The sequence below is a fragment of the Pontibacter sp. CAU 1760 genome, from assembly GCF_054482735.1.
Genome location: NZ_JBTLRL010000010.1, coordinates 87,624 through 112,744 on the forward strand (window position 1 = coordinate 87,624; position 25,121 = coordinate 112,744).

General features: G+C 47.3%; 20 protein-coding genes. 11 read left to right on the forward strand and 9 right to left on the reverse strand.

From position 1 onward, the window contains the following. Positions 1 to 16 precede the first annotated feature (16 nt). Positions 17 to 832 carry an ion transporter gene (locus ACXYMU_RS14865; RefSeq protein ID WP_458987200.1) on the forward strand — a complete coding sequence of 272 codons (816 nt, stop codon included), beginning with the start codon at positions 17 to 19 and terminating at the stop codon, positions 830 to 832. 27 nt (positions 833 to 859) lie between these two features. Here the strand turns inward: ACXYMU_RS14865 and alr are convergent, their stop codons facing one another. From alr to ACXYMU_RS14895, 6 genes are all read right to left on the reverse strand, one after another. Continuing rightward, the gene (gene alr, locus ACXYMU_RS14870) at positions 860 to 2,011 is read right to left on the reverse strand and encodes an alanine racemase (RefSeq protein WP_458987201.1); all 1,152 of its coding nucleotides are present in this window, start codon (positions 2,009 to 2,011) and stop codon (positions 860 to 862) included. A gap of 6 nt (positions 2,012 to 2,017) precedes the next feature. Continuing rightward, a complete protein-coding gene (locus ACXYMU_RS14875; RefSeq protein WP_458987202.1) occupies positions 2,018 to 3,178 on the reverse strand; it encodes an amidohydrolase in 1,161 nt (386 codons plus the stop codon). A 149-nt stretch (positions 3,179 to 3,327) separates the two neighbouring features. After that, positions 3,328 to 7,989 (reverse strand): PAS domain-containing hybrid sensor histidine kinase/response regulator, encoded by a 4,662-nt coding sequence (locus ACXYMU_RS14880; RefSeq protein WP_458987203.1) that lies wholly within the window; start codon positions 7,987 to 7,989, stop codon positions 3,328 to 3,330. Between the two features lie 76 nt (positions 7,990 to 8,065). Further along, a complete protein-coding gene (locus tag ACXYMU_RS14885) occupies positions 8,066 to 9,424 on the reverse strand; it encodes a sigma-54-dependent transcriptional regulator (RefSeq protein ID WP_458987204.1) in 1,359 nt (452 codons plus the stop codon). 324 nt (positions 9,425 to 9,748) lie between these two features. Beyond that, a complete protein-coding gene (locus tag ACXYMU_RS14890) occupies positions 9,749 to 10,582 on the reverse strand; it encodes a DUF1206 domain-containing protein (protein ID WP_458987205.1) in 834 nt (277 codons plus the stop codon). A 77-nt stretch (positions 10,583 to 10,659) separates the two neighbouring features. Next, positions 10,660 to 10,947: an acetyl-CoA hydrolase/transferase C-terminal domain-containing protein gene (locus ACXYMU_RS14895; protein WP_458987206.1), complete on the reverse strand. Its 288-nt coding sequence runs from the start codon at positions 10,945 to 10,947 to the stop codon at positions 10,660 to 10,662. A gap of 406 nt (positions 10,948 to 11,353) precedes the next feature. Between ACXYMU_RS14895 and ACXYMU_RS14900 the strand changes: the two genes are divergently transcribed. Further along, complete coding sequence (locus ACXYMU_RS14900) at positions 11,354 to 11,899, forward strand: DUF4136 domain-containing protein (protein WP_458987207.1); 546 nt, start codon at positions 11,354 to 11,356, stop codon at positions 11,897 to 11,899. A gap of 40 nt (positions 11,900 to 11,939) precedes the next feature. On the opposite strand, the gene ACXYMU_RS14905 is transcribed toward ACXYMU_RS14900, so the two are convergent. The 3 genes from ACXYMU_RS14905 to ACXYMU_RS14915 form a co-directional block, all read right to left on the reverse strand. Continuing rightward, positions 11,940 to 13,937 carry a cation:proton antiporter domain-containing protein gene (locus tag ACXYMU_RS14905; RefSeq protein ID WP_458987208.1) on the reverse strand — a complete coding sequence of 666 codons (1,998 nt, stop codon included), beginning with the start codon at positions 13,935 to 13,937 and terminating at the stop codon, positions 11,940 to 11,942. 92 nt (positions 13,938 to 14,029) lie between these two features. Next, the gene (locus ACXYMU_RS14910) at positions 14,030 to 14,689 is read right to left on the reverse strand and encodes an HD domain-containing protein (RefSeq protein ID WP_458987209.1); all 660 of its coding nucleotides are present in this window, start codon (positions 14,687 to 14,689) and stop codon (positions 14,030 to 14,032) included. Between the two features lie 390 nt (positions 14,690 to 15,079). After that, a complete protein-coding gene (locus ACXYMU_RS14915; RefSeq protein WP_458987210.1) occupies positions 15,080 to 15,547 on the reverse strand; it encodes a hypothetical protein in 468 nt (155 codons plus the stop codon). Between the two features lie 225 nt (positions 15,548 to 15,772). Between ACXYMU_RS14915 and ACXYMU_RS14920 the strand changes: the two genes are divergently transcribed. From ACXYMU_RS14920 to ACXYMU_RS14960, 9 genes are all read left to right on the forward strand, one after another. After that, entirely contained in the window at positions 15,773 to 16,564 is a 792-nt protein-coding gene (locus tag ACXYMU_RS14920) for a DUF481 domain-containing protein (protein ID WP_458987211.1), read from the forward strand. Between the two features lie 126 nt (positions 16,565 to 16,690). Continuing rightward, the gene (locus ACXYMU_RS14925) at positions 16,691 to 17,473 is read left to right on the forward strand and encodes a polysaccharide biosynthesis/export family protein (protein ID WP_458987212.1); all 783 of its coding nucleotides are present in this window, start codon (positions 16,691 to 16,693) and stop codon (positions 17,471 to 17,473) included. A gap of 7 nt (positions 17,474 to 17,480) precedes the next feature. After that, positions 17,481 to 19,904 (forward strand): GumC family protein, encoded by a 2,424-nt coding sequence (locus ACXYMU_RS14930; protein WP_458987213.1) that lies wholly within the window; start codon positions 17,481 to 17,483, stop codon positions 19,902 to 19,904. A 14-nt stretch (positions 19,905 to 19,918) separates the two neighbouring features. Beyond that, the gene (locus ACXYMU_RS14935) at positions 19,919 to 20,782 is read left to right on the forward strand and encodes an ABC transporter permease (protein WP_458987214.1); all 864 of its coding nucleotides are present in this window, start codon (positions 19,919 to 19,921) and stop codon (positions 20,780 to 20,782) included. Positions 20,783 to 20,920: 138 nt separating this feature from the next. Then, a complete protein-coding gene (locus tag ACXYMU_RS14940; protein ID WP_458987215.1) occupies positions 20,921 to 22,213 on the forward strand; it encodes an ABC transporter ATP-binding protein in 1,293 nt (430 codons plus the stop codon). An 11-nt stretch (positions 22,214 to 22,224) separates the two neighbouring features. After that, on the forward strand, positions 22,225 to 22,842 hold the full coding sequence (locus ACXYMU_RS14945; RefSeq protein WP_458987216.1) for an acyltransferase: 618 nt from the start codon (positions 22,225 to 22,227) through the stop codon (positions 22,840 to 22,842). Between the two features lies 1 nt (position 22,843). Next, a complete protein-coding gene (locus ACXYMU_RS14950; protein WP_458987217.1) occupies positions 22,844 to 23,647 on the forward strand; it encodes a class I SAM-dependent methyltransferase in 804 nt (267 codons plus the stop codon). A 1-nt stretch (position 23,648) separates the two neighbouring features. Then, positions 23,649 to 24,284: a class I SAM-dependent methyltransferase gene (locus tag ACXYMU_RS14955; protein WP_458987218.1), complete on the forward strand. Its 636-nt coding sequence runs from the start codon at positions 23,649 to 23,651 to the stop codon at positions 24,282 to 24,284. Positions 24,285 to 24,295: 11 nt separating this feature from the next. Continuing rightward, positions 24,296 to 25,093, forward strand: a complete 798-nt coding sequence (locus tag ACXYMU_RS14960) for a glycosyltransferase (RefSeq protein ID WP_458987219.1) — start codon at positions 24,296 to 24,298, stop codon at positions 25,091 to 25,093. Positions 25,094 to 25,121: the final 28 nt, after the last annotated feature.

Sequence of the window (25,121 nt, forward strand, 5' to 3'; positions counted from 1 at the left end):
CCATACCCCTGCGCCTATGTCTATTAAACAGATGAACCCCTTCCGGGAAAAGCTGTACACCATCATCTTCGAAGCCGAAACACCAGGCGGAAAGGCTTTTGATGTGCTGCTGTTGGTGCTCATCTTGTCTAGTGTATTGGTCGTAAGCCTGGAAAGCATCTCGGAACTCAATCTAAAGTACCTGCCGATATTTCGCGGGCTGGAATGGTCTTTCACGATCCTTTTCACCTTAGAATACTTCCTGCGCATTTACAGCACCCCAAAGCCCTTTAAGTACATCTTTTCGTTCTTCGGTATTGTAGACCTGCTCTCCATTATACCGACTTACCTGAGCCTGATCCTGGTAGGTAGCCACTACCTCCTGGTGGTGCGCGTGCTGCGCCTCCTGCGCATCGCCAGGATTTTCAAACTCACCCGGTTCATCAACGAGGGGCAGGTCCTGTCACGTGCGCTGCGGGCCAGCGTTACCAAAATCCTGGTGTTTATCGGGGTGGTGCTGACGGTGGTGGTGATTGTCGGTTCGCTGATGTACCTGATAGAGGGCGCAGCCAGTGGCTTTACCAGTATACCCATCAGCATTTACTGGACCATCGTGACCTTGACCACCGTGGGGTATGGCGACATTGCGCCAGCCACCGCTTTAGGGCAGGTGCTGGCCAGCGTGCTGATGATCATGGGATACGGCATCATTGCAGTGCCAACCGGAATCGTGTCGGTGGAGATGGCGCGCTCAGACCGCGATCTGGCCGCCACCAGGGTATGCCCTAACTGCCACCAGGAAGGGCACCAGGTGGAAGCGAAGTTCTGCTACAACTGCGGGTATAAACTCTAAGCCATTTCTCAATCCTCAAGGCAAGGCCTAGTCTGTTACATACCGGGGAATGTTAAGCGGCAGGCGGGTAAGGAGCTCATAATTAAGCTGGGTGCTGAGCTCGGCAAAAGAGGCCACCGTGATGCTCTGATCGCCCTGAAACCCCAGCAACACGACCTCGTCGCCTTGCTGCACGCCTGGGATGTCCGTTACATCCACCATCATACTGTTCATGTTCACGATGCCCACTACGCTGGCGATTTGCCCTTGTATCAGCACCTGCCCCTGGTTGCTCAGTGAACGGCTATACCCCCAGGCATAGCCCACCGGAACCACCGCCAACAGCATGTCGCGCGGTGCCTGATAGGACGTGCCATACCCGATATAATCGCCCTGCGGCACTTGCTTGAGCGCCATGATACTGCTTTTCCAGTTGATGAGCCGCCGCAGCGGGTCCGGGCAATCCGGGTTCTGGCTTCTGAAGGAGGAATACGTTTCCGGGCTGGGCCAGAAGCCATACTGCATGATGCCGACCCGCACCATGTCCATGTGGGTCTCGGGGTATTGCATCATGGCGGCGGAGCAGGCCGTGTGGATTTGCTGTGGCGTGTGGCCTTGCTGCGCGAGGTATTGCTGCTGTTTCTGGAAGATGCGCCATTGCGCCATGACCCGTTCGTGGTTCTGGTAACTCTCCGCACCTGCAAAATGCGTGCAGAGGCCTTTGAAAAGCAAGTGCTCGCGCTTCGACTCCAAAATATCCATGACGGCGGGCAGTTCCTGTGCCTCAAATCCGGTGCGGTTCATCCCTGTTTCCAGTTCGATGTGCACCAACGCCCGTTTTCCGACACGCATGGCCGCCTCCGCTGCTTTCGTCAGTCGGGCCAAATCGAAAATGAAAAACTCCACCTCGTTCCGGATGGCCCACTCCAGCTCTTCCTGGCCGATGTAACCCATGATGAGAACAGTGGCAGGGGCAGGGAGGGATTCCTTGAGGCGCAGTGCCTCGTCGGCGCTGAAGACAGAGAAATGATGGATGCCGCAAGCCTGGGCAATAGGTCCAAAAGTCTCTATGCCATGCCCGTAAGCGTTACCCTTGATAACGGAGGAGACGATGACATCTGGCCCTACCTGTTGCCGGATGAAGTTAATGTTGTGCTGAAGTGACTGTTTGCTTAGCTCTATGTAAGAAGAATGGAACATACGTAGTTATGGGTTCAGGATAGCAGTTGCGATGCGGTAAAAAAGCCTTGCGCCCGTTGGGATCAGTTCATCAGGAAAATCATAGGTGCTGTCGTGGAGCGGAGGCTGCGACACGCCTGCCCCCAATCCGAACAAAGCCCCTTTGTAACGCCCGGTAAAATGGCCGAAATCCTCTGACCACCGAAAAGGCCGTGGCGCTTCTGCCACGTTCAACTGCAGGGTTTCCGCTGCGGCCCGCACAAGCTGCACGGCTTCAGGGTGGTTAACGGTGGCCGGGAATTCCTCCACAAAATGAATCTTGCATCCCAGGCCGTGTTTACCGGCAATGCTGTGGGCGGCGTGTTGGGTCAGGTGTTTTAGTTTTTCGAAATCGCTGGGCTGGAAGGAGCGGAGGGTGGCCATAACGGTTGCAAACCCTGGGTTTGTGCCAAATGCCATTTCACCCAGGCGGGCATGGATAACCGTGAGCAGCGTCAGGTCTTCAAACTGTTCTTTGGCGGCAACGATCCCATTAAAAGCCTGGATGATCTCAGCCATTGCCAGGCCAGGGTTGAGGCCGTTTTCCGGCTCGGCGGCATGGGAGGGGCTCCCGGTAAGCGCTACAACCATGCCGGTGGAGGCGGCGGCAAATACTTCCTCGCGTACCACCACCTGATGCAGGGGGAGCCCCGGCAGGTTATGCAGCGCAAATACGTAGTCTGGTTGGAGGGCCTGAAAGCGTTTATCCTGCAGGACGGCCCATGCCCCGGCCCCGTTTTCCTCGGCGGGCTGGAAGAGTAGAATGACTTTGCCGGTTTCAGGTTTCTGACGGTACAACATACTAGCGAGCGCTGTTAACACCGTCATGTGCCCGTCGTGGCCGCACAAGTGCCCGCGCCCTGGCACCAGGGAGGTATAGCTGGTTTTTCCTGTTTCGGGAATGGGTAACCCGTCGAGCTCCGCCCTGAACAGGACGACCGGCCCGTCAGGGTTCGTCCCTTCAAATATCGCGGCTATACCCGTGCCGCCTAAAGCAGTGAGGGTTGCATCCGGGGTGTAGGTTGCTAAAAAGGCCTGTATCGTGGCCCCCGTCTCCTGTTCCATACCCGAAAGTTCCGGGTGCTGGTGCAGTTTGTGGCGAAGTTGTATAAGCTGGGGTAAGTCTGTGAGTGGGGTATGATGCATCATGTAGTTGTATATTGGCCAGCGCAACCGGTAAAGGCGGCTTAAGCCAATATACGAAATGATGCTCAGATGTTATGAACTGAGTGAATAACCCTTGAACCGCCAGGCATACACAGCCGCTTTAAATGAGCGGCTGTGTATGCCTGGGTATACTACAAAAGCGTTGGCGTTTCTACCATGGTTTCCTGCAACTGCACGACTACTTGGGCCAGTATTTTCTCCAAAAAGTCGATGTCCTGTTTCATTTTCTGCATGTCGGTTTGATTTTTAGCGTTGGTTTCAATCTGGCGTACCACCTCCTTCAACGATTCGATGCGCATGGTATCGATGGTAGATTTAAGCTTGTGGGCCGTGGCGCCTACGCCCTCCCAGTTTTGGGCGGTAAAATGCGCTTGCATTTCCGCAACGCTTGGCGGTACAGTAGCCACAAACAGCTGTTTGGTCCGCAGTATGAACTTCTCGTTGCCACGCGACATCTTGTTCAGGATTGATAAATCATAAAGCGGCTCCACAGGGTCAGTTTCAGGTGCCTGGGCGGGGTGCGCCTCTTCAGCAACGGGTTTCTGCGGAAGCACCCCGGCAATTTTCAGGAACAATTTGTCCTCTTCAAAAGGCTTCGAGATATAGTCGTTCATGCCTGCGCTCATGTATTTCTCCGCATCGCCTTTTAAGGCATTGGCCGTGAGGGCAATGATCGGGACCTGCGAATTTTGGCTATCTTCCAGCTGCCGGATCTGCTGTGTGGCGTCAATGCCGCTTAGTTCGGGCATCTGTATGTCCATCAGCACCACATCGTAGCGGTGCTGTGCCGCCAACTCAACCGCCTCCCGTCCGTTATGGGCCACATCGATGCTGGCACCCCAACCTTCTATGATGGATTGCGCCAAAAAGATGTTCACTTCATTGTCTTCGGCCAACAATACATGGATGTGGCTCAACGAGCTATACTCTATTTCATCTTCTGTTACTTGATGCGGCATGTCTTTTGATTTTGTATAAGTAAGAGCGAATTTAAATACACTGCCCTGGTCTTCGGAGCTTTCCACCCAGATCCGGCCATTTTGCATTTCTACCAGCGTTTTCGAGATGTTAAGCCCAAGCCCTGACCCCCCGAATTTGCGCGTGGTGCTGGAGTAAGCCTGGGTGAAATTGTCAAATATCACCTCAAGCTTTGAATCCGGGATGCCAATGCCTGTGTCTGTAACCGTAAACTCAAGTTTAATCTCCGTTTCAGTTTCAAGCACCATCTGGCACGCCAGCGTCACGCCTCCTTCTTCCGTAAACTTAATGGCATTGTTCAACAGGTTCAGCAACACCTGATTCAGCCGGTACGGGTCACCCAACATGATGGTATGCGGCAACTCCAACGGAATCAGGTCATAAGCAAGTTCCTTTTCCTCAGCCTTATATATCATGGTCTGGTAAGCCGCCTTGATGGTCTCGGTGATGTCGAACGGAATCTCTTCCAGCTCGAGCTTGCCGGCTTCTATTTTAGCGATGTCCAGGATGTCGTTGATGACGACCAGCAGGTTGTCGGCGGATTTATGTATGATCTTCAGCAGGTTTTGCTGCGTCTCGTCCAATTCGGTTTTCTTCAGGAGGCCTGCCATACCCAATATGCCGTTCATGGGCGTCCGGATCTCATGGCTCATGTTAGCCAGGAAGTTCTCTTTCACCCGGGCTGATTCCTCTGCGGCTTCCTTCGCGCTTTTCAGTTGCTGCTCGCTGCGCATGCGGTCGGTAATATCCTGGGCAATGCCGATAATGTATGGGGCAGTGTCTGGCTCCTCCACCTTATAATTCTGGTAATAGAGGTACCGCTGCTCTTTGTCTTTGTTCAAGATCATCAGCACCCCGTCCACCACACTGCTGCTTTCAAACCGGATCAGGTACTCTTTTATGTCCGCATGAAATGTCTTGGAGAAGAACTCTGTCAAGTTGCGGCCAAGCATTTGGTCAGATGTTAACCCTAACATATTCAGTAGGTATGGGTTTACATCCTGAATCACTCCTTCAAGGGTATGGGTGCAGAAATAAGCCTGGCTGTAGTTGATCAGGTCACGGTATTTCTTCTCGCTGTTACGCAGGGCTTCCTCGGCTTTCTTGCGCGCAGAAATATCCCGCGTAGCCGATTGGATGTTGATCACCTTCTCGTTTTGGTCCAGGATAGGCTTTAAGTTTGTCTCCACCCAAAAATCGGTACCACCCTTGCGCACCAACCGGTGCTCAATCGTTACGCCGATCTTCTGCGCCACGGCCTCCTTAAAACCCTGTACACGTACACGTTCCCGATCATCGGGATGTATGATTCTGAATGGCTCGAGCAGCAGCAACTCCAGCTGGGAGTAACCCAGCATTTCCTCTGCCGCCTTGGAGGTATAAATATAACTTCCGTCGGTATTGTGCAGGCTGATCACATCGCGCGAGTTTTCAGACAGGAGGCGGTGCAGCTCTTCGCTGTGCTGGATGCGCTGGTTGGCATTTCGCTGCTCCGTGATGTTGGTGGAGATGCCCAGCACCTGCACCTTGCCATCCGGCGAGATCAACGGCTTTTTGGTGGTGCTGAACCAGGTGATTTCGCCCTTGCTGTTGGTAAAGCGCTCCTGGAGTTTTACTTCCTTCTGCTCGTTAATGACTTGGTGATCTGTGCTGAGGTATAAACGGGCTTCCTGCTGGTTCGGGTAAAGGTCTTTGGCGCTTTTACCTTCTACCTCTTCGATCGTTTTCCCGAAAAGCTTCGCAAATTCATGGTTCACCAGCAGGAAGGTGCCCTCCGCATCTTTCACATAAATAAGGCTCGGGCTGGAGTCGAGCACCTGCTCTATGAAGTCGTTCTTGGCTTTCGACTCCAGCGCGAGCTTCTTGTCCTCGGTCGTTTCGCGTATGATAGACAGCACCTGGTTATCAGCGTATTTCACGTAGCGGCCCTCGTAATGGCGCAGCCCATCTTTAAACTCAAACGAAAACTCCTTTTTAGCGGGGATTCCGGTAGCCACCACCTCCTGAAGCATCTGCACGATCTCCCTGCCGAGCGGCTGCGGGAATAGATCCTCCAGGTTCTGCCCAATCATCTCGTTAAGTGGCAGCGGGAGGTGGTGCTCCTCGACATTGTTCATGTCCAGCACGGTGCCTTTGCCATCCAGGATGAAGATCATGTCGGGGATAGCGGCCAGAATAGCGCTGTTCTTCGCCTCGCTCGCCGCAATCACCGCTTGTGCCCGCTTTTGTTCCGTGATGTTCATACCATGCCCAATCACATGCAGCAATTTCCCGTCTTTGCCAAAAACAGGGTTCAACCGGCGGAAGTGGTAAGTCGGGCTGCCTTCTTTGTCAAACAACTGCTCTTCAAACTCCACGAGTTGCTGCCGCTGCACCACACGCTTCAGGTTGTCCATTCTCGTTTGGAAAAGTTCTGGCTTGATGTTGCGGTGCTGCCTGTATTCCTCGTTCGTTTTCCCGATGATCCACTTGCGCATGTTCTCGTCTGAAACAGCGGCAGGGTTCAGGAAGAGGTAGCGCAGGTCGGCATCGTAAACCGCCACATCCGATGGGATATTGTTCAGGATGGTTTCGTAGAACTCTTTCTGCTGCACCAGTTCGCGCCTTTGCCGGCGCAGCAGGGTTACGTCTTCGGCGGAGCCGATCAACTGTTTCGGCTGGCCGTTATCGCGTCGCATGAACACGCTTTCCCGGCAGTTGAGCACTTTCAGCGCACCGTCCTTGCAGCGGGCAGTGTACTCAATCTCCAGTATTTCGCCCTCCTGCGCTTTCACCATCAGGCAAACATGGGTATAGACCTTTATAAGGTCCTCGGGCACCACCAGGTTGGTGAGCACCTGGTCTCCCATGGCCTCAATCTCCTGGGGGGTATAGCCCAGCACCGAGTACACCTGCTCGTTGGCGTAGATGTATAAGCCATCCTCCAGGTCGTAGATGTAGACCATGTTAGGGATGGTATGGGCAATGGTGTCCGCAAACTTTTTCGATATCTTCAACGCCTCCTCCGCATGCTTGCGCTCGGTAATGTCGGACATGTAGATATTGAAGTACCCCTTCTCGGGCAGCGGCGTGATGAGGGTATAATAGTGCCGCTTGCCAATATGTGTTTCCAGGGAGGCCGTGGAGGAGGTGCTGCTCAGGCCTAGTTTGCTGATGTGGAGCAGCAGCAGCCTGGTGAATGCGTTCTGGCGTTTCTCGGTAATGGCGCCGAGCAGGTGCTTGCCCGCGAGGTTCGAGAACAGGATGTCGCCACTGTAGCTGAGCCGGAAAATGGGGTTGGGGTACTGGGCCTGGAATTCGGACTGGAGTTCCAGTTCGCGCTGCCGTTGCTGGTTGGCCGTGATGTCGCGGTAAAACCACACATAGCCGCGGGTTTCGCTGCCTGTAGAGATGGCTACCCGCTCCCGTTTGATGATCTGATGCCTGGGCAACTCACCGCGGTCGTACCCAAGCAGGGCATTGGCTACCTCGCGGTGCGGACGCAGATGGCCCAGGGGGCTGATCTTTTCAAATTCATCCAGTGTCTTCCCGGCGTAAAAAGCAGGTATTTCCTCCAGGGCCAGCAGGGCATGCAGTTCGGCGTTCACCAGCACGATGCGGTCTTCGCTATCCGTCAGCAACGCGGGCAGCTTCAGAAACAAGAGCAATTCCTCTGGCAAAAGATGGGGTAGCGGGTGGGAGGGAACGGTCGCGGCGTGCGCCATTTTGAGCTGCAGTTCCCGGGCTATCGCATCGGCGCGACGTTCCGCCGCTTGTCTGGCTTTGCGCTCCGCCGCCAGTTCCTGTAGCAGCTGTTCCTCTTTCTCTTTTGTCATCGTCGGGTGAGTGGGCTTGTTACGGGTAAGGATGTTAACCGGCCATGTCAGCTACCGGTACGGTTGTGCTTGTCCCTTAATCTACATTCAGTTCGTTGTTCTGGATCATGCGGTAGATGGTCGATTTCCCGATATCCAGTTTATCCGCCACCAGCAGCACGTTGTTGCTATACTTGTTCAGGAAACGCTGTATGATCTCCGTGGTATAGGCCTTCAGGGTCTTCTCCTGGGCAAGGAAATTAGAGTCCTGTGATTCCACTGCGAAGATGATGTCGCCGGGCTCAATGGTCGCCTCGTCTGCCATTACGGCTGCCAGTTCCACCACCGCCTTCAGTTCGCGCACGTTACCGGGGTAAAAGTGGCCAAGAAGTTTTTCCTGTGCCTCCGTCGAGAGCGTTTTCCTGTCCATGCCGTTGTCTTTTACGAAGCTTTCGAGGAAGAACTTCGCCAAGACCAGTATGTCGGCCCCACGTTCGCGCAAGGGGGGGAGCTGAATCGGAAGGCCCAGCAAACGGTAGTACAAATCTTCCCGGAAGTTTCCCTTTTTCACTTCCTCGGCCATATTTTTATGCGTGGCTACAATGATGCGCACATCAATCGGTTCGATGCTGTTGCCGCCCACCCGCGTAATCTCTTTTTCCTGCAACACCCGCAGGAGCTTTGCCTGCAGGCTGATGTCCAGTTCGCCGATCTCATCCAGGAAGATGGTGCCCTTGTTCGCCTCCTCAAACTTGCCCAGTCGCCGGCTCACAGCGCCGGTAAAGGCTCCTTTCTCATGCCCGAAAAGCTCACTTTCTATCAGCTCCCGAGGGATAGCGGCCACGTTCACGGCCACATAGGGTGCTTTTTTGCGGGTACTGTTGTAGTGCACGGCTTTCGCTACCAGCTCCTTGCCCGTGCCTGTCTCCCCGTTAATGGATACTGTGATGTTCGTCTTGGCAGCTTTATCCATCATGGTGAACACCCGCTTCATGGCCGGGCTGTTACCGATGATAAAGTTGGTAAAATCATACTTGAGGCCGATCTCTTCCCTGAGCTGGTCAATTTCCTCGCGCAGCGACACGTTCTCCCTGATCTTGTTGACCGTGTTCCAGAGGCGCTCCGGGGTATCCTCGTCTTTTACGATGTAATCATAAGCCCCTTTTTTGAGCAGGTCAACGGCTGTGGCCACATCCTCCTGGCCCGAGATCACGATCACCTGCGTGTCCGGGCTTTGCTCTTTGATCTTTTTGAGGACCTCTGCGCCGTTCTTGTCGGGAAGTGAGTAGTCCAGCGTCACGACATTTGGCCGCTCATACAAGGCGCTTAGGCATTCTTTGGCCGCATGAAACTTCTTAAGCTCATAATCCGGGTTTGAGGAGAGGTGGTACTCCAGCAGTTCGCTATACCACACATCGTCATCTAGAATAAAGATCTTAAAAGAGGTGTTCATCATTGTATCAATTTGTACCAGAACGCTGAGGCATAATAAAAATGAATAAAGAAGATGTTATTGGAGGTCAGATTTTACCATGGCTTTCTCAAAGTTAAGCGGATGAAGTGGAAATAGTGATCCTTTAAAAACTTTATTTTAAAGATAATATGCAGGATTAATGGAAAAGTAAAATTAGATATAGTTATATAAATACACTGCCTGATTTGTGCATATTGTTGTGTAAACATTGGTTGCCTTTTTTTGATTTTCAGGGATGGTGTAAATGCAGCAAGGCCTGTATCCTCATAAGATACAGGCCTTGCCAGATGACGCTATAACAAATTCTTAATTGGTATAAATAGGCTGGTATTTAGCGCGCATAAACATAAACACGCCATAGCAGATAAGGCCCAGGGCGACGGCACCCAGCAGGTAAGAGCCATACGAGGCACTTTCCAAGAATGCAAAGGCACTGCTACTGCCCCCGGCTTGCTCCGGGTTAGTCTGCATGGCTGCCTTCAGGAACAAATAGCCAATCACGAGCCATACCACGCCGCGGGCTACATACCCGATTTTACCGACCCGCACCATTTTCTGCTCTATATCACTTTTAAAGCCACCGCTTTTGACCTTTTTCTGGTATTTCTCGGATAAGCCGTAATAGATTTGATAAACGCCTGTCAACATGGTGATGACAGCCACAATGCCGACGAGCCACTGGCCGAAGGGTTGCTGCAGGAGCTCGCGTGCCAGGGTTTCCCTTGAGTCGCCGTTGCTGCCACCACCATTGCCGAGCACCAGTTTTGCTGCCAGAAACGCCAAACCGGCATACACTATGCCGCTGAAAGCATACCGCAGTCGCTTGGCAATACCCTTCGCATCAGAGCCCTTGTTGTTTGAGTCCTGCAGGGCCTGTATAAAACGCCAGATCGTGTAACAAGCAAGGCCCAGGGCTACTGCCCCCAAGAGCCACTTTCCAAAAGGTTGCTCCAGTATCGTCTGGAAAATGCCTGATTTACCCGCTTTCTGAGTTGATTTTCCGTCTATCTCAAAGGCGGCCATAAATGCAATAATTCCTACAAGGCAGTAGACTACTCCTTTCGCGCTTAAGCCTACCTGCGCAAAGCGTTTGACCCATTCAGGTGGAGCGGATGGTACATGTGTCGATATATCAGCCATAGATTTTTAATTATATTTAGAAAATTGAGTTCATCCCATACACGTAAATTCCGGCACAAACGTTGTAAAGCCGCTCCTCACACAAAGACCACCTGACCGGTTAAGCCAATCTCGGTGGCGCTGTTGAGAGCTGTTACTTTTGAAGTTGAGCGGATGAGGGCTGTGGCATCCACGTAGTCGCTATGCTGCTTTAGCATGAGCGGGTTGTCGTCCACAAAGTCATATCGGTTGCCGACGATACAGCCGGTGGCAAGGCAGCCAGAATGCCGGTACTTGTGCTCGTTGGTGATCACACCCGGCTCTACCAGGGGCAGTTGATGAAAAAGAATCGTTATACCGGGTGTCGCCAAGCGGCAGGTTGCCATAAGTTGTGATGCTGGCAAGTGCTACATTCCGAAGTTCATCAGCGCGTTCAGCCAGTTTTTGTACCAGGTATGGAGGCATGGCCGCGCAGCCCTACAAAAAAACGCTGTTCCCCAACCGGAAAAATGGCTAAAGCTTATTTATTTGATTGATAGGTAGTTATTAGGTGTGTCATATAATTTTATTTTACCTTAGGCTACCCCCGGTAACATCTGGCGGGGTTTTGATGTGGCATGGGCTTGCGGGGTGATAACAGGCTTTCTACATTTGCAGGAGTAACGGCCATGTAGGAGGCATTTCAGTATCAGCACCCTATGTTGGGCATGGCAACAGCTACATCGAACATCAACAGAAACTATGGCTATATCCAAAAAAAAATCAGCTTTCCTATATTATACCGGTTTCACAATGAGCCTGTTAACCATGGTTGGTTGTGTGGCGGCTTCCAGTGTGATGCAGGCCACCGCCATTAAGGCGCCTTATGCCACACCCAGCGCTTATAAAACCTATGCCTGGTACCAACCGGCCCCGGTAGCGACTGCAGACTTTGTGAAGCCTTATTCCACCAAGCTGAACGAAAACATCCGGAAGGCAGTGGAAGCCGAGCTGCAGGAGCAGGGTTACCGCAAAGTGGAGCAGCAGCCGGATGTGTTGGTCGCCTATGATGTCAGCGTTTCGGTATCAGAAGAGCAGGAGCAAAAAGCGAAACCCGCACAGGGCTTTGGGTACAGCTATGGCTACATGGCAGGCTATCGGTATAAATATGGCCACGTGGACATGCCCGGCTATCGCAGCGTAGACCTGTTTAAGCAAGGTACCCTGATCATCGACCTGATACATCCTAAGTCAAACATGCTGCTGTGGCGTGGTTGGGCCGAAGGCGGCATCCGAAACCCGAAAGCCGGATACAGCCCGGTGCAGCAGCAGGTAGAGGAAATACTCGGGAATCTTTAATGCCAAGACTGTTGCAAACAACTCATAATGAGACGGGTAATCAGTCCGATTTGAGGTAGTTGTTGAAGCGCATCACCTCGCTTGGTCTGCCTATCACATAAATAATATCCCCCGTCTCCAAATAGGTGTTGGCGTTGATATTGAGCAGCGTTTGGCCGCCACGTTTAATGGCGACGATCGTAACGGAAAACTTCTGCCGTATACCTGATTCCAGCAGTGGTTTGCCTACCAACTCCGGGTGTTTGGTATAAATCCGCAAGCTGGATACTTCTATATCCGGCAATTCCAGGTCGATGGTAGCGGGCATATGCGATTGCCGCGCCGACATGCTTCGGAGCATGTCGTAATTGTCGGAGCGGATCATCTGGGTGAAGTTCTCTATCTCATCGCGTGGCATCAGGTATTTATTGAGCACACGGGTAAAAATCTCGATGGAGGTCTCAAACTCCTCCGGAATCACCTCATCAGCCCCGATTTTATAATTCTCCTCCATCTCCTGCACAAAGCGCGTGCGCACGATAATGTGCACCTTGTCGGAAATTTCGCGAATAGAGGCGATGATGCGCCGGGTCGCCTCGGGGTCTGAAATGGCAATCACCACTACCCGGGCATGGGTGATGTTGATGTGCGCCAGAATCATCGGGTGCACGGCATCACCATATATAATCGGCTCGCCTGACTTCCGCTCATGCTTCACCGTCACGGCATTCAACTCCACAATCACATAGGGTATTTTGGCATGTCGGGCTGCTTTCGCCACATTTCGCCCATTTATACCGAATCCGATGATAACAATATGGTCATCGAGTGGGGGCAGGTCACCGTGTTCGTTCAGGGAGGTATGGTTGAAAGGCATGGGTTCTTTGGACGAGAAAAACGGGGCGCCTATCACATTCGAGATTTTCTGGTAATACTCAATCACGAAGGGCGTGATTCCCATGGTCAGCAACGACACGGAGAGGAAGTACTGGTAGGTTTCCTGCGAGAGAAGGCCATTGTCTATACCTGCCTTCGAGAGGATGAAGGCAAACTCACCCACCTGGAAGATGGAAAGGCCAACCAACAGCGAAATGCGCAGCGGGTACTGCAGCATTCGGGCGGCCACCGTCGCCACAACGCCTTTGATGATAATGGTGATGAGCGTAAAGAAAAGTATGATAGGCAGGTGCTGCAGCATGAACTGGAAGTTGAGCAGCATGCCAATTGACACGAAAAAAAAGCTGGTGAAGATCTCGCGGAAGGGTAGAATATTACTGGTGGCCTGGTGGCTGTATTCCGATTCTGAGATAATGAGGCCTGCCATGAAGGCACCCAAGGCCAGCGATAAACCCAAGCTTGAAGTCAGCCAGGCGACCGCAAAGCAGATCACGACCACACATAGTATAAAGAGTTCCTTGCTTTTGGTCTTGGCCACGGCATACAGCAGCATCGGCACCAGGTAGCGGGCACTGATGAGCACAAACACAATCACAAAAACACCTTTCAGGCCCATCCACAGCAGGGCAGAGCCCAGGTTCTCCGAGCCGCCCGCCATGAGCGGCGTCACCAGCATCATCGGCACCACAATAATGTCCTGGAAAATTAGCACGCCCAGCACCACACGCCCTTGGGGGGAGTTGATATCGCCTTTGTCCTGGAGCAGCTTTAATACGATGGCAGTGCTGCTCAGGGCAATCAAAAAGCCCATGAATACGCCTTCCCCGTGGCTGAACCCGAAGATCAACATGATCACCCAGACCAGCACAATGGTGGCGAGCACCTGGGTGGTGCCCCCCAGCAGCACTGTCCGCTTGATCATGGCCAGGCTGCGAAGCGAGAATTCCATACCAATGATAAAGAGCAGCAGGATCACACCGATCTCCGCCAGTATCTCGATGTCGTGCGTGGCCGCAATCAGGCTCAGCCCGTGCGGGCCCGCGATAACGCCTGTTGCCAGAAAGCCCAGGATGGTTGGGAACCGGAAGCGCTGGAAAAGCAGGATTACTACTACAGCAAGGCCTAAGATGATGACTATGTCTGAGAGTAAAGGTATTTCCATCGGTTACGTTTGTCTTTAGTTGATCTATGAATTTGATTTGAGCTATGGCGCTCCTGTATCCGGCCGAAATTTTCTGCGGCCTTTCCGTGCATTTACTTTTTGCCTTCCCACTCCGCATAGAACTGGCGCAGGAAATCCTCCATGTACTGGTGGCGTGCTGCCGCGATTGCCCGGGCTGCCTGCGTATGCATACGGTCTTTAAGCAATAAAAGCTTCTCGTAAAAGTGATTGATAGTGGGGGCGGTATTGGCTTTATAGGTTTCGAAGGAGGAATGCAACTCCGGTTTAACGCTGGGGTTGTACATTTCGCGGTTCTTGTGCCCACCATAGGCAAAGGTGCGCGCAATGCCAATGGCACCGATGGCATCGAGCCGGTCCGCATCCTGCACCACCTGGCCCTCTTTGGTGCGCATGGCGGAGGAGGTATGAGCACCCTTGAAAGACAAGTCCTTGATTATCTCACAGATATGGCCGATGTGTTCAGGCGATACTTCCTGTTTTTCAAGCCATTCGCGCGCCATGCGCGGCCCAACGGTTTCATCTCCGCCATGAAACTTATGATCGCCGATATCATGCAACAGCGCAGCTAACTCTATGACATATACATTTGCCTCTTTTTCTTGCGAGGCGATTAATTTGGCATTGTTCCATACCCGGTAGATATGCCACCAATCGTGCCCGGATCCTTCGCCGGCCATTAATTTTTGCACATGTGCAGCCGTGGCCTCAATAATTTCATTTGGTGTGGGCATTGCTTTGTTCTTTGTGTCAAGTCAAAGCTAATAAATTATCCCCAGTTACAAGGCCAGGACCCGGCATCAGGAAAACAGGGATAAATCTTTTGTAATGCCCATATCAGTTGGTTGGTGCGCTAAGCCTTATAATACACCTACAGGAAATTCCCCTCCCCGGAGCAGGGCTGTTTCATTCCAAGCTTTCACTCGCTCGCGTCCCGCGAGTGAGAGGGATAATTGGGCCTCTGGCCCAGTCGAGTTACAAACTCGACATCATTGTTAGACACAAGTTTGAAAACTTGCGCCATCAAAATAGAGAATGAAACGGCCTTGTTCCCCGGAGGGGTTAGGGGTGGGTTGCAGTGGTAGGCATCGTATGGAACAGCTTGATGACGCAATGTCCAATTGTTAAGGGTATAAGGCAATCTTTTGATTTAAGTCGGGCAGCTTGATGCTATTCAATACTTCTTCCTCCAGCAGGGCCGCCCAGGTGCGGAGGTAAAGCACCACATCATCGCGCTGGTTGTGGCGCAGGGGCTGTCGCGGCTTAGGCAGGCGGTGAATGATGGCTGGATCGGAGAGCCGTTCCAGGTGCTCCAGGTCAGACCTGCTAAACCCGTACGCCAGCATATGGTCGATGATCGCATCCAGGGGCAGCCCGCTCTGCGGGCAATAGTCCCGGAGTTGTTCGCGCCAATCTCCATGCCGCCACATGGCAGCCCCATGGATTTTACCTTTGCTATACCGGGTAATGGTCTGGGCGAGGTGGCCGCAGTTGCAACTGCCCATATGCCCCCACTGATAGGCCTCGCCTTTTTCGAGTCGGAATGCCGTTTCCCGAAGGCTTTTTATAAGTTTGATTGAAGGATGTGCCATGCTGTCTAAATCTTTTGAATACCATGCCTTTGAAGCTGCCGGGAGCCAGCATTTGACGGAATAGCCTCAAGAGCTTCTTTTGCTTGTTAGGTATATAAGCGTTAGAATTGCCGGAATGTTTGCCTGGCAGGCAGCAAAATCAAAGATTATAGTATGGCTTTTCTTTCAAATTTCCGATCTACAGCAAACTTTTGTGCCCATAGTGCTCTTCCCCTCGGTTTCATTTTGTGCCTTGTATTTTTATCCAAGTCAGTCGATGCCCAGATCCTGAACATCGAGCATTCCCGGGTGCAGAAAGACTCAGCGGATTACTTCACTGGCAAGGCGGGGCTTAACTTCTCGATGTTCAACCGCAATGCCGGCAAGAATAACCCCAATAATTACCTGCAACTCACCTTCGATGGCAACGTGGCTTATATCTCAAAACAGCACAGCTATTTATGGATCAACTACTACAATTACCTGCTCGTGAACTACGACTCCAAAGAGCAACGGAACACAGTCGCCAGCACCGGTTACTCGCACGTCAGGACCAACTTATGGTACAGGCGCCCCTTGTCTTATGAGTTATTTGCACAGGGGCAGGCAGACAAGGCCCGCGGGTTAGATCTACGCACACTGGCAGGGGGTGGGCTGCGCTACCGTTTGCTTCGCACCAAACAATCTGTCATGTTTTTGGGCGTTGGCCTGATGCACGAGCACGAGGCATGGGATAGCCCGGATGAGGAGGCAGGCGTTATTGTCTCTGATTTGATCAAGTCGACCAATTACCTGAGCCTTAAAACGAAGCTGACCGAGCAGGTGAGTACCGATGCCATCGTCTATTACCAGACCGGCTACGCCGATGCGATCCAGCGCTTCCGAAACCGGGTGAGCGGCGACATCACCTTGCAGGTAAAGTTAACCAGTCGGTTTAGTTTGCGTACCAACTTCAATTGCGTTTACGAGGACAGGCCTATCGTGCCGGTCACCAACTTCGTTTACGCCATTTCAAACGGCGTGCAGGTTGCTTTTTAGGGGATAAACCCAATGATTTTGGTCCAATTGCAGCAGATAAAGCAATAAATCGTTAAATTCGCCATTTAGGATTATACGGCAGGCGCAGAAAACCTGCTTACAAGATAGAAGAGAACAACACGTTACATGCGCAACACCCTTATTGCTTTTTACCTTTTAGTTGCCCTGGTGTGGCTAGCAGGTTGTGTGCCGCAAAAGCGCATCATCTTATTGCAGGAGAACCCCTCGGTGGACAACCAGGGGAACGCCGATGAGTTGCTGCGCAGCTTTAACCTGAAGCAACAGCCTTATACCCTAAAGCCGGGTGATGTGCTGTCGCTGCGCGTCCAGACCACCACTCCCACGGAATACAATTTTCTGAATACCCCCGCCGCCGTGGCCGGCTCCGAAGACCCTGTGCTGAGCGGTTATACCCTGGACGTAAATGGAAACATCCTAATACCTGCCGTTGGCAAAGTTAATCTGACTGGCCTCACCATGCCCGAAGCGCGCATCAAAGTAACGGAAGCCCTGGCGCCCTTCCTCTCTGACCCAACCGTAAACCTACGCCTCTTAACCTTTCGCTATACCGTCATGGGGGAGGTAGCGGGACAGGGACAATATACCACGTACCAGGACAATATTAACGCGATGGAAGCCATTGCCTCTGCCGGTGGATTCAGCCCCTACTCAGATCGTAGCCAGATCAAGTTGATCCGTTATGAAAACGGTGTGGCGCGGTTATATAAATTCAGTTTGCTGGATGATCAGGTACTGGCCAGTTCAAACTATTACCTGCAGCCAAATGACATGATTGTAGTAGACCCTTTGCCGGCGAAGAATATCAGGGAGAATCTGATAGCAAATGTGACGCTCACATTATCTGTTGTTACGCTGTTAGCGACCTTAATTACCCGATTTATTCAATAGGATGCACATGGCCAACGCGACATCAATAAATAAATTGGAAAAGAAACAAGAACAAGGTTTGGATATACCTAAACTCATAGGGAAAATTTTATCAAACTGGTGGCTCCTTTTAGGTAGTTTATTTATTGGTTTGGTTGGTGCTTATGTCGTTAATCGGTATACTGTTCCGCAATATGAAGTCAACTCTTCAGTAATGTTAAGCGAAGCGGCAAACGAAGCTTCTTCTGCTACAGCATTGTTATATGGCGAAGACCTTTTCAGTAATTCAAATAACCTTACCAATGAGTCCATCATTCTGAAGACAAAAGCTCTGGCATATGAAACACTTCAAAAGCTGAGCTTTCAAATTTCTTATTACCGGCAAGGAGACATTAAACTGACAGAAGTTTATAACTATGGGGCGCCTTACCAAATCAGTATTGATACAGCCTCTGCTAATATACCCTATCATATTCTATTTGGGATCGCCTTAACAGAAAAGAACTATACCTTAACAACAGATAACCCTTATTGGAGCCAAATTTTAGGAGAGAAAAAATTTACCTTCGGAAAGACTTATACACAAAACGGCTTTTCTTTTAAAATTGACCTTAAAGAAGCGCTGCCTAAACTTGATGACAACAATCATTTATTTAAAATAAACGACTTAAATGCATTAGCAGGGCATTATGCTGCGGCTCTTAACGTAACTCCTGGCGTTCAGGGAGCCTCGGTACTACAATTAAAGTTAATCAGTGCCACGCCTGACAAGGAAATTGATTTCCTTAACCAACACATGCTGACTTATCGGCAATTTAACCTGGACACGAAAAATATAAATGCGATCAATACTTTAAACTTTATAAACGAGCAATTGCAGCAAATCAGCGATTCATTGCAGTTAATAGAGAGTAGATTAGAGTCATTTAAGCGTGCCAATACCTCTGTTGATATTAGCGGAGAAGGTGGCAAGGTAGCCGAGCTATTACAAAACTATGAACAGCAAAAGGCCATTCTGCTACTAAACGAGCAATATTATAAGTATCTACAAAATTACCTTGCAGGAGGAGCAGAGGGAGGAGATGTTGTGATTCCCTCAAATTTTGGCATTGAGGACCCCATCTTAAACTCACTCATCAGTAAATTAGTAACCTTACAAGGAGAAATACGGGTGATGGAGCAAAATCAAATGCGCAATAATCCCTTGCTGCAGCACCAACTGAACGAAAGGCGACAACAACTTCGTGAATTAAAGCAAAGTCTGCAAGAGAACCTTGCCAATATAAAAGCTGCCAACCAGATTGCGCTAAAGGATCTTAATAATCGGATTGCCAAAGAAACCAGTTTGCTGAAAGGCATACCTGCAGCTGAACGTCAACTCGTTAACATTAATCGGCTCTATACGCTTAGCGAAAGCCTTTACGTGCTTTTGATGGAAAAAAAGGCGGAGGCTGGTATAGCGAAGGCAGCAAATACATCAAGCGTCACCATCCTGACAGAGGCATATGTTGGAAATCAGGTTACCCCAACAAACACAAAAAATTACCTTATAGCCATTCTCCTAAGCTTAGGTTTGCCTATTGGCTTTATTTTTCTGCGTGACTTTCTGAATAATAAAATAACGACTACAGATGATATCAAGCAGTTGACAACTCTGCCCCTGCTTGGAATGGTAGGGCACAACAAAAGTGACGATAAGAATTTGATTGATCAGAGTTCCCGATCGGCAATGTCTGAGGCTTTCCGGACTGTTAGGGCAAATTTGCGTTTTATGATTAGCAACAAAGCACAAGGAGTTGGTAAAATCTATGTGGTCACTTCGTCCATTAGTGGCGAAGGGAAAACCTTTTCTGCTAAAAACCTGGCTTACATTTTAGCCATATCAGGGGAACGCACCTTGCTCATTAATGCCGATATGCGCAAACCAAATAGTAATGTTGATTTTGGCGTGAACAGCAGTATAGGATTAAGCAACTATCTTGCTGGGCATGCAAATTTAGACGAAGTCATACATAACACCTTACAAGATCATCTTAATATATTACCTTCGGGCGATATACCTCCCAATCCATCCGAGTTACTACTCAGTAAACGTATGGGAGACCTTATTTCTAAACTTCGTGTTCAATTTGATAATATTATTGTAGATACACCACCTGTTGGGATTCTGTCTGATGGCTTGGAATTGATGCAGGTGGCTGACGCTAATATATTTATGGTCAGGCAAGGTTATTCACAAAGAGCTTTTCTAACCAGTATTCAGCAGCAGTATGAATCTGGAAAAATTCATAATACAGCTATTTTATTTAATGATGTTGACTATTCAAAATTAAATTATGGTTATGGTTATGGTTATGGCTATGGTTATGGCTATGGCTATGGCTATTATGCCGAAGACGCATTACATCAAAATAAATGGTGGAATAGTTTCTTTAACAAATTTCAAGCTTAATATATTTATAAAGGATGAACATAAAAATAGCTGATGATAAAGATTGGGACTTAATTATACAACCCAAGTCTTCTTTATTAAATTTAAATTTGAAGGAGGTTTGGAGATATAGAGATCTTTTATTATTATTTGTAAAAAGGGATTTCATAGCTCAGTATAAGCAAACAATTCTTGGACCATTATGGCATTTCATTCAACCGTTATTCACTACAGTAATATTCTTGATTGTTTTTAATAAAATTGCTAATATTCCTACAGATGGCGTTATACCAATTCTATTCTATATGAGTGGTATAACTATTTGGAATTACTTTTCAAATTGCCTTACAGCAACCTCAAACACTTTTGTATCTAATGCTAATATATTTGGGAAGGTTTACTTTCCTCGTTTGGTATTACCATTGTCAATTGTGCTCTCCAATATTATTAAATTCTTTATACAGTTTCTCTTATTGCTTGTAGTGATGGGGTACTATTTTGTGCAAGGAAACGAAATTCATGTAGGCCTTAGTTGGTTGTTGATACCAGTATTAGTTGTTATGATGGCACTCCTGGGATTAGGATTAGGGATTATCATTTCTTCATTAACAACAAAGTACAGAGATTTTACTGTTTTAATAGGCTTTGCAGTGCAATTATTAATGTATGCATCTCCAGTTATTTATCCCTTGTCTTATTTGAATGATAAAAGTTACGGTGGACTTATCGCTTGGAATCCTTTAACTCCGATAATAGAGGGATTTAGATATGCTTTATTTCAACAGGGGGCATTCTCTATTTCGTGGCTAGGTTATAGTGCTGCATTTATTTTTGTAGTTCTGCTCTTTGGCTTAATTACTTTCAATAAAGTGGAGAAGTCTTTTATGGACACGGTATAATCTGTTCTTCAGATTCAGTGTTCATCTTTTTTAATTTCAGACAATCAAGTTATTAAGTTAGCTTACTTAAAAACCTTAGTATTAATCTAATTCAACAAAGTGTTTCAAACGCTTATTCTATATAAGTGTATATAATTTATGTCTGACATAGTAATACAAGTCGAAAATATTTCCAAGCAATATCGTTTGGGTGAAGTTGGTACAGGGTCATTGTCTCATGATATTAATCGTTGGTGGCATAAAGTTCGAGGTAAAGAAGACCCGTACTTAAAGGTTGGGGAAGAAAATAATAGAGAACAGATTGGAAATAGCGACTATGTTTGGGCATTAAAAGATATTAATTTTGACGTAAAACAAGGCGAAATTTTAGGAATAGTTGGCAGAAACGGTGCAGGGAAATCAACGTTGTTAAAACTGTTAAGCCGAACAACAACTCCGACAACCGGGTCAATTAAAATCAAAGGTAGGGTAGCGAGTTTACTCGAAGTAGGAACGGGCTTTCATCCGGAATTAAGCGGCCGGGATAACATTTACCTAAACGGTGCCATCTTGGGGATGACCCGTAACGAAATAAAAAATAAATTTGATGAGATTGTAGACTTCGCTGGTGTTGAAAGATATATAGATACACCGGTTAAGCGATACTCGTCTGGGATGTATGTGAGGCTTGCATTTGCAGTAGCGGCACATTTAGAGCCAGAAATATTAATTGTGGACGAGGTACTGGCTGTCGGGGACATTGATTTTCAAAAGAAATGTTTAGGAAAGCTTAAAGATATTAGTGGTAACTACGGCAGAACGGTTTTGTTTGTAAGCCATAATTTAGCAAGTCTCAAAAATCTGTCTACGCATGGCATATTGATGCATAATGGCTTAATAACCTATAATGGGTCTATAAACGATACTATTGCGATCTATGAGAATCAGTTTTTAGGCAACCTTACTTCAACCTGGACCAATAGCGTTAACAATTCAAGTAAGGTTGATCTGAAAAGCATTAAAGTTTTAAATAAAGATAGATTTTCCAAACAGAGTTTTCTGTCATCTGAACCAGTTCTTGTTGAAATGGAAGTGTTTTCGAAAATGAGGATAGAGAATGTAAAAATTGGATTCGACTTAATCAAGGATAACGAGGTAGTTTTCAGGACCCATCAAATCGATTCTTACAATGTATCAACCTTAGAAAAGGAAGTACATCAAACATTTACTTGTAATATAGCTGGTAATTTGCTTAACGAAGGCACCTATTCCATAAAACCACATTTTTCAATTCACTGTGTGGAGTCGTTAATTAAAATTGATAATCCGGTAATTCAGTTTAAGGTAGTATTGGATACAAGTAACTCTATTTACCATTCTATATTAAACGAAAATAATCACCCTGGCAGTATTTTTCCAATTTTGAATTGGGATTCGCAAGTTCATTCTTGATACTGATTGCTATGAATTTGATACATAAAGTTAGTTTCCATTCAAGGGAATTATTTAAATTTATATTAAATCCAAGTATAGTTGTAGACTATATTTATTTAAAATTTCACGGTGTAGATACGAAATTGGGTTACGTTAAGCTAATGGGATGGCCAATCATTCAAAAAGCTAAAGGTTCTAAGATCATTCTACATAAAGGTGTAACCCTAGTTTCTAAATCGAAATATAACATTGCAGGAATTAATCACCCAGTCATTATAGCAACACTAGCTGAGAACGCTATCATTGAGATTGGTGCAGTGGGAATATCTGGGTCTACGCTTTGTGCTGTTGAAGGAATCTTTATCGGAGATGACAGTGGTTTAGGAGCTAATTCAAATATTTATGATACTGATTTCCATTGTTTGAATGATGTAGATAGAAAATTTCAAAGTGACATTCGGCAAGCACCCTATAAGGCTGTTAGGATTGGTAAAAACGTTTGGATTTCGTCGAATGCCACTGTACTTAAAGGTGTTACGATTGGAGATGGAGCCGTGATTGGTGCAGGCTCTATCGTTACTAAAGATGTTAAACCCAAAATAGTAGTAGCGGGTAACCCGGCTAAGCCTATAAAAACATTAACTTAACATGACTCAATATCCTAAATGTATAAATTGTAATTCTACAAAGTTTAATATTGTAATTGACTCAAATGATTACAAAATTTTAGGATGTAAAGGTTGTTCTTTAGGAGTTACCTATCCGGCACCCGTGTTGCCGGATTATGCGGCAATGGACTTCCACTCCAAAGATAACGATGCCAATGATACTATGTTAACCACGTTTGAACAGCTGCCCCATGATTGGAAAGTGCTGCTAAAAAAGCAAATTGGCATAATTAACTCTAATTTTGAACCATCAATAAAAGTGCTTGAAATTGGCTGTGGTGAAGGGATACTGCTAAATGAACTACAAAAGGAAGGATATTCTAATGTCACCGGAATAGAGCCGAGTAAGTTTGCAGCTGCCAGAGCCGCCAAAAGGGGGCTGCATGTACTTAATGATATGTTCGAGAACCTGGACTTAAAACGAGAGTACGACTTAGTTATACTTTCGCATGTGTTAGAGCATATGCCAGATCCTAAGAAGTTCATAAGCGATTTGTCTAAGATTTTAAAACCTAGTGGCGGTGTTTTACTCACACAAACTAACTATAAAGGTTTATTCCCATCGCTCAAAAAAGCTAATTGGTATGCCTGGGTGCCTGAACAGCACTATTGGCATTTCACACCCAAAAGCCTTGACTTAATGTTTAGCGAATTTACATCGCAACAAACCACTTACTGCTCATTGGTGCATCCAATTAATTTTCTTTATAAATTTACTTTTAAAGTCTCTAAAATTATACCTTCATTACAGGATCAAACTATAAGTTTATATAAATTGAAATAATATGATTAATAGTTTAAGAAATATTAAGCGTAGAATATATGGTTCAGATTTCTCTACGGTAAGAAATCATATTGCTTCAATTGAAGGTTGGTTAACTGAAGGTGAAGCCAAATTATTGTTTGAACTTTCTAAAAAACTACCCGAAAAATCGAAACTAGTTGAGATAGGTAGTTGGAAAGGTAAAAGCACAGTTGCACTCGGATTAGGTTTAACTTATAAAAGTCGAATTTTCGCAATTGATCCATTTAATGCTGAAGGTGAGTTAGGTAGTAAGGAAGAATATCTCGCTAAAATAGGTTCAGAATCTCTTTTAAACCAATTTATAGCCAATATCAGGAAATACAACCTTATTAATTCTATCACACCTTTAAAGGGGTATTCTAAAGAGTTTGTAAATTATTTCGACGAGTTAGACTTTATCTTTATAGATGGGGATCATAGTATAGAGGGATGCAGAAATGACTTTGAGTTGTTTTCTCCAAAATTGAAAAGTGGTGGCATTCTTGCTTTTCATGATTATTACTCTGACAGAGATGAACTTGGGCCTACTTGGGTAATCAAGAACTTGGTAATGCAAAGCAGTAATTTTAGATTTTTATCTAATGTTGATTCTCTTTGGGTTGCTAAGAAGATTTAAATAGCTTTTGTATGTGCGTAAAGTTACCAATTACGGCAATTATTACAGGTAAAAATGAAGCTCACTTTCTAGATAGGTGTTTATCATCAATTAATTTCTGTGATGAGATAATTTATACAGATATACAATCTGTAGACAATTCAAAAGCAATAGCTGCAAAATATACCGATTTCATACTCGATTCTGATCCTATTCCTGGTTGTGAGTTTGCACAATCTTTAATGATTCGAAAGGCAAAGCACGATTGGGTTATTTTTATTGATCCTGATGAATACATTGACTCTAGTTTAGCTTCTCAACTAATTTCATTGTATCCACAAATATCTAACGACCCAAAAGTTGGTGCAGTTATGGTGCCATGGAGATTTTATTTCAATGGCAAAATTCTTGAGGGAACTGTTTGGGGTAACAATAAAAAGTACATCTTAGTCAATAGAAATAGATTCAGTATTGAACCTATTGCACATTACGGTAGGTATTTGAACAGTGGTTTTGAATCTTACGAGATCGACTTAGAGAGCGATAATATTTTACACCATGATTGGATGCCTACTTATAGTATATTTTTCAAAAAGCACATGCGGTATTTGAAAAATGAAGGCAGGGATAGATATAATTTAGGTAAACGAATTTCTTTTAAACAGTTAATTATATCTCCGCTAAAAGAGTTTCAAAAATCTTTTATCCATTTCAAGGGCTATAAAGATGGGCTTTTAGGATTGTTTCTTTCAGTATTTTGGGCTTTTTACCAGTCATGGGCTAACTTTTCTTTATACCTGATAACGAAGAAATCAGAATTTAACCGTTAATCATTTGATTGTATCTTCTTACAAAACA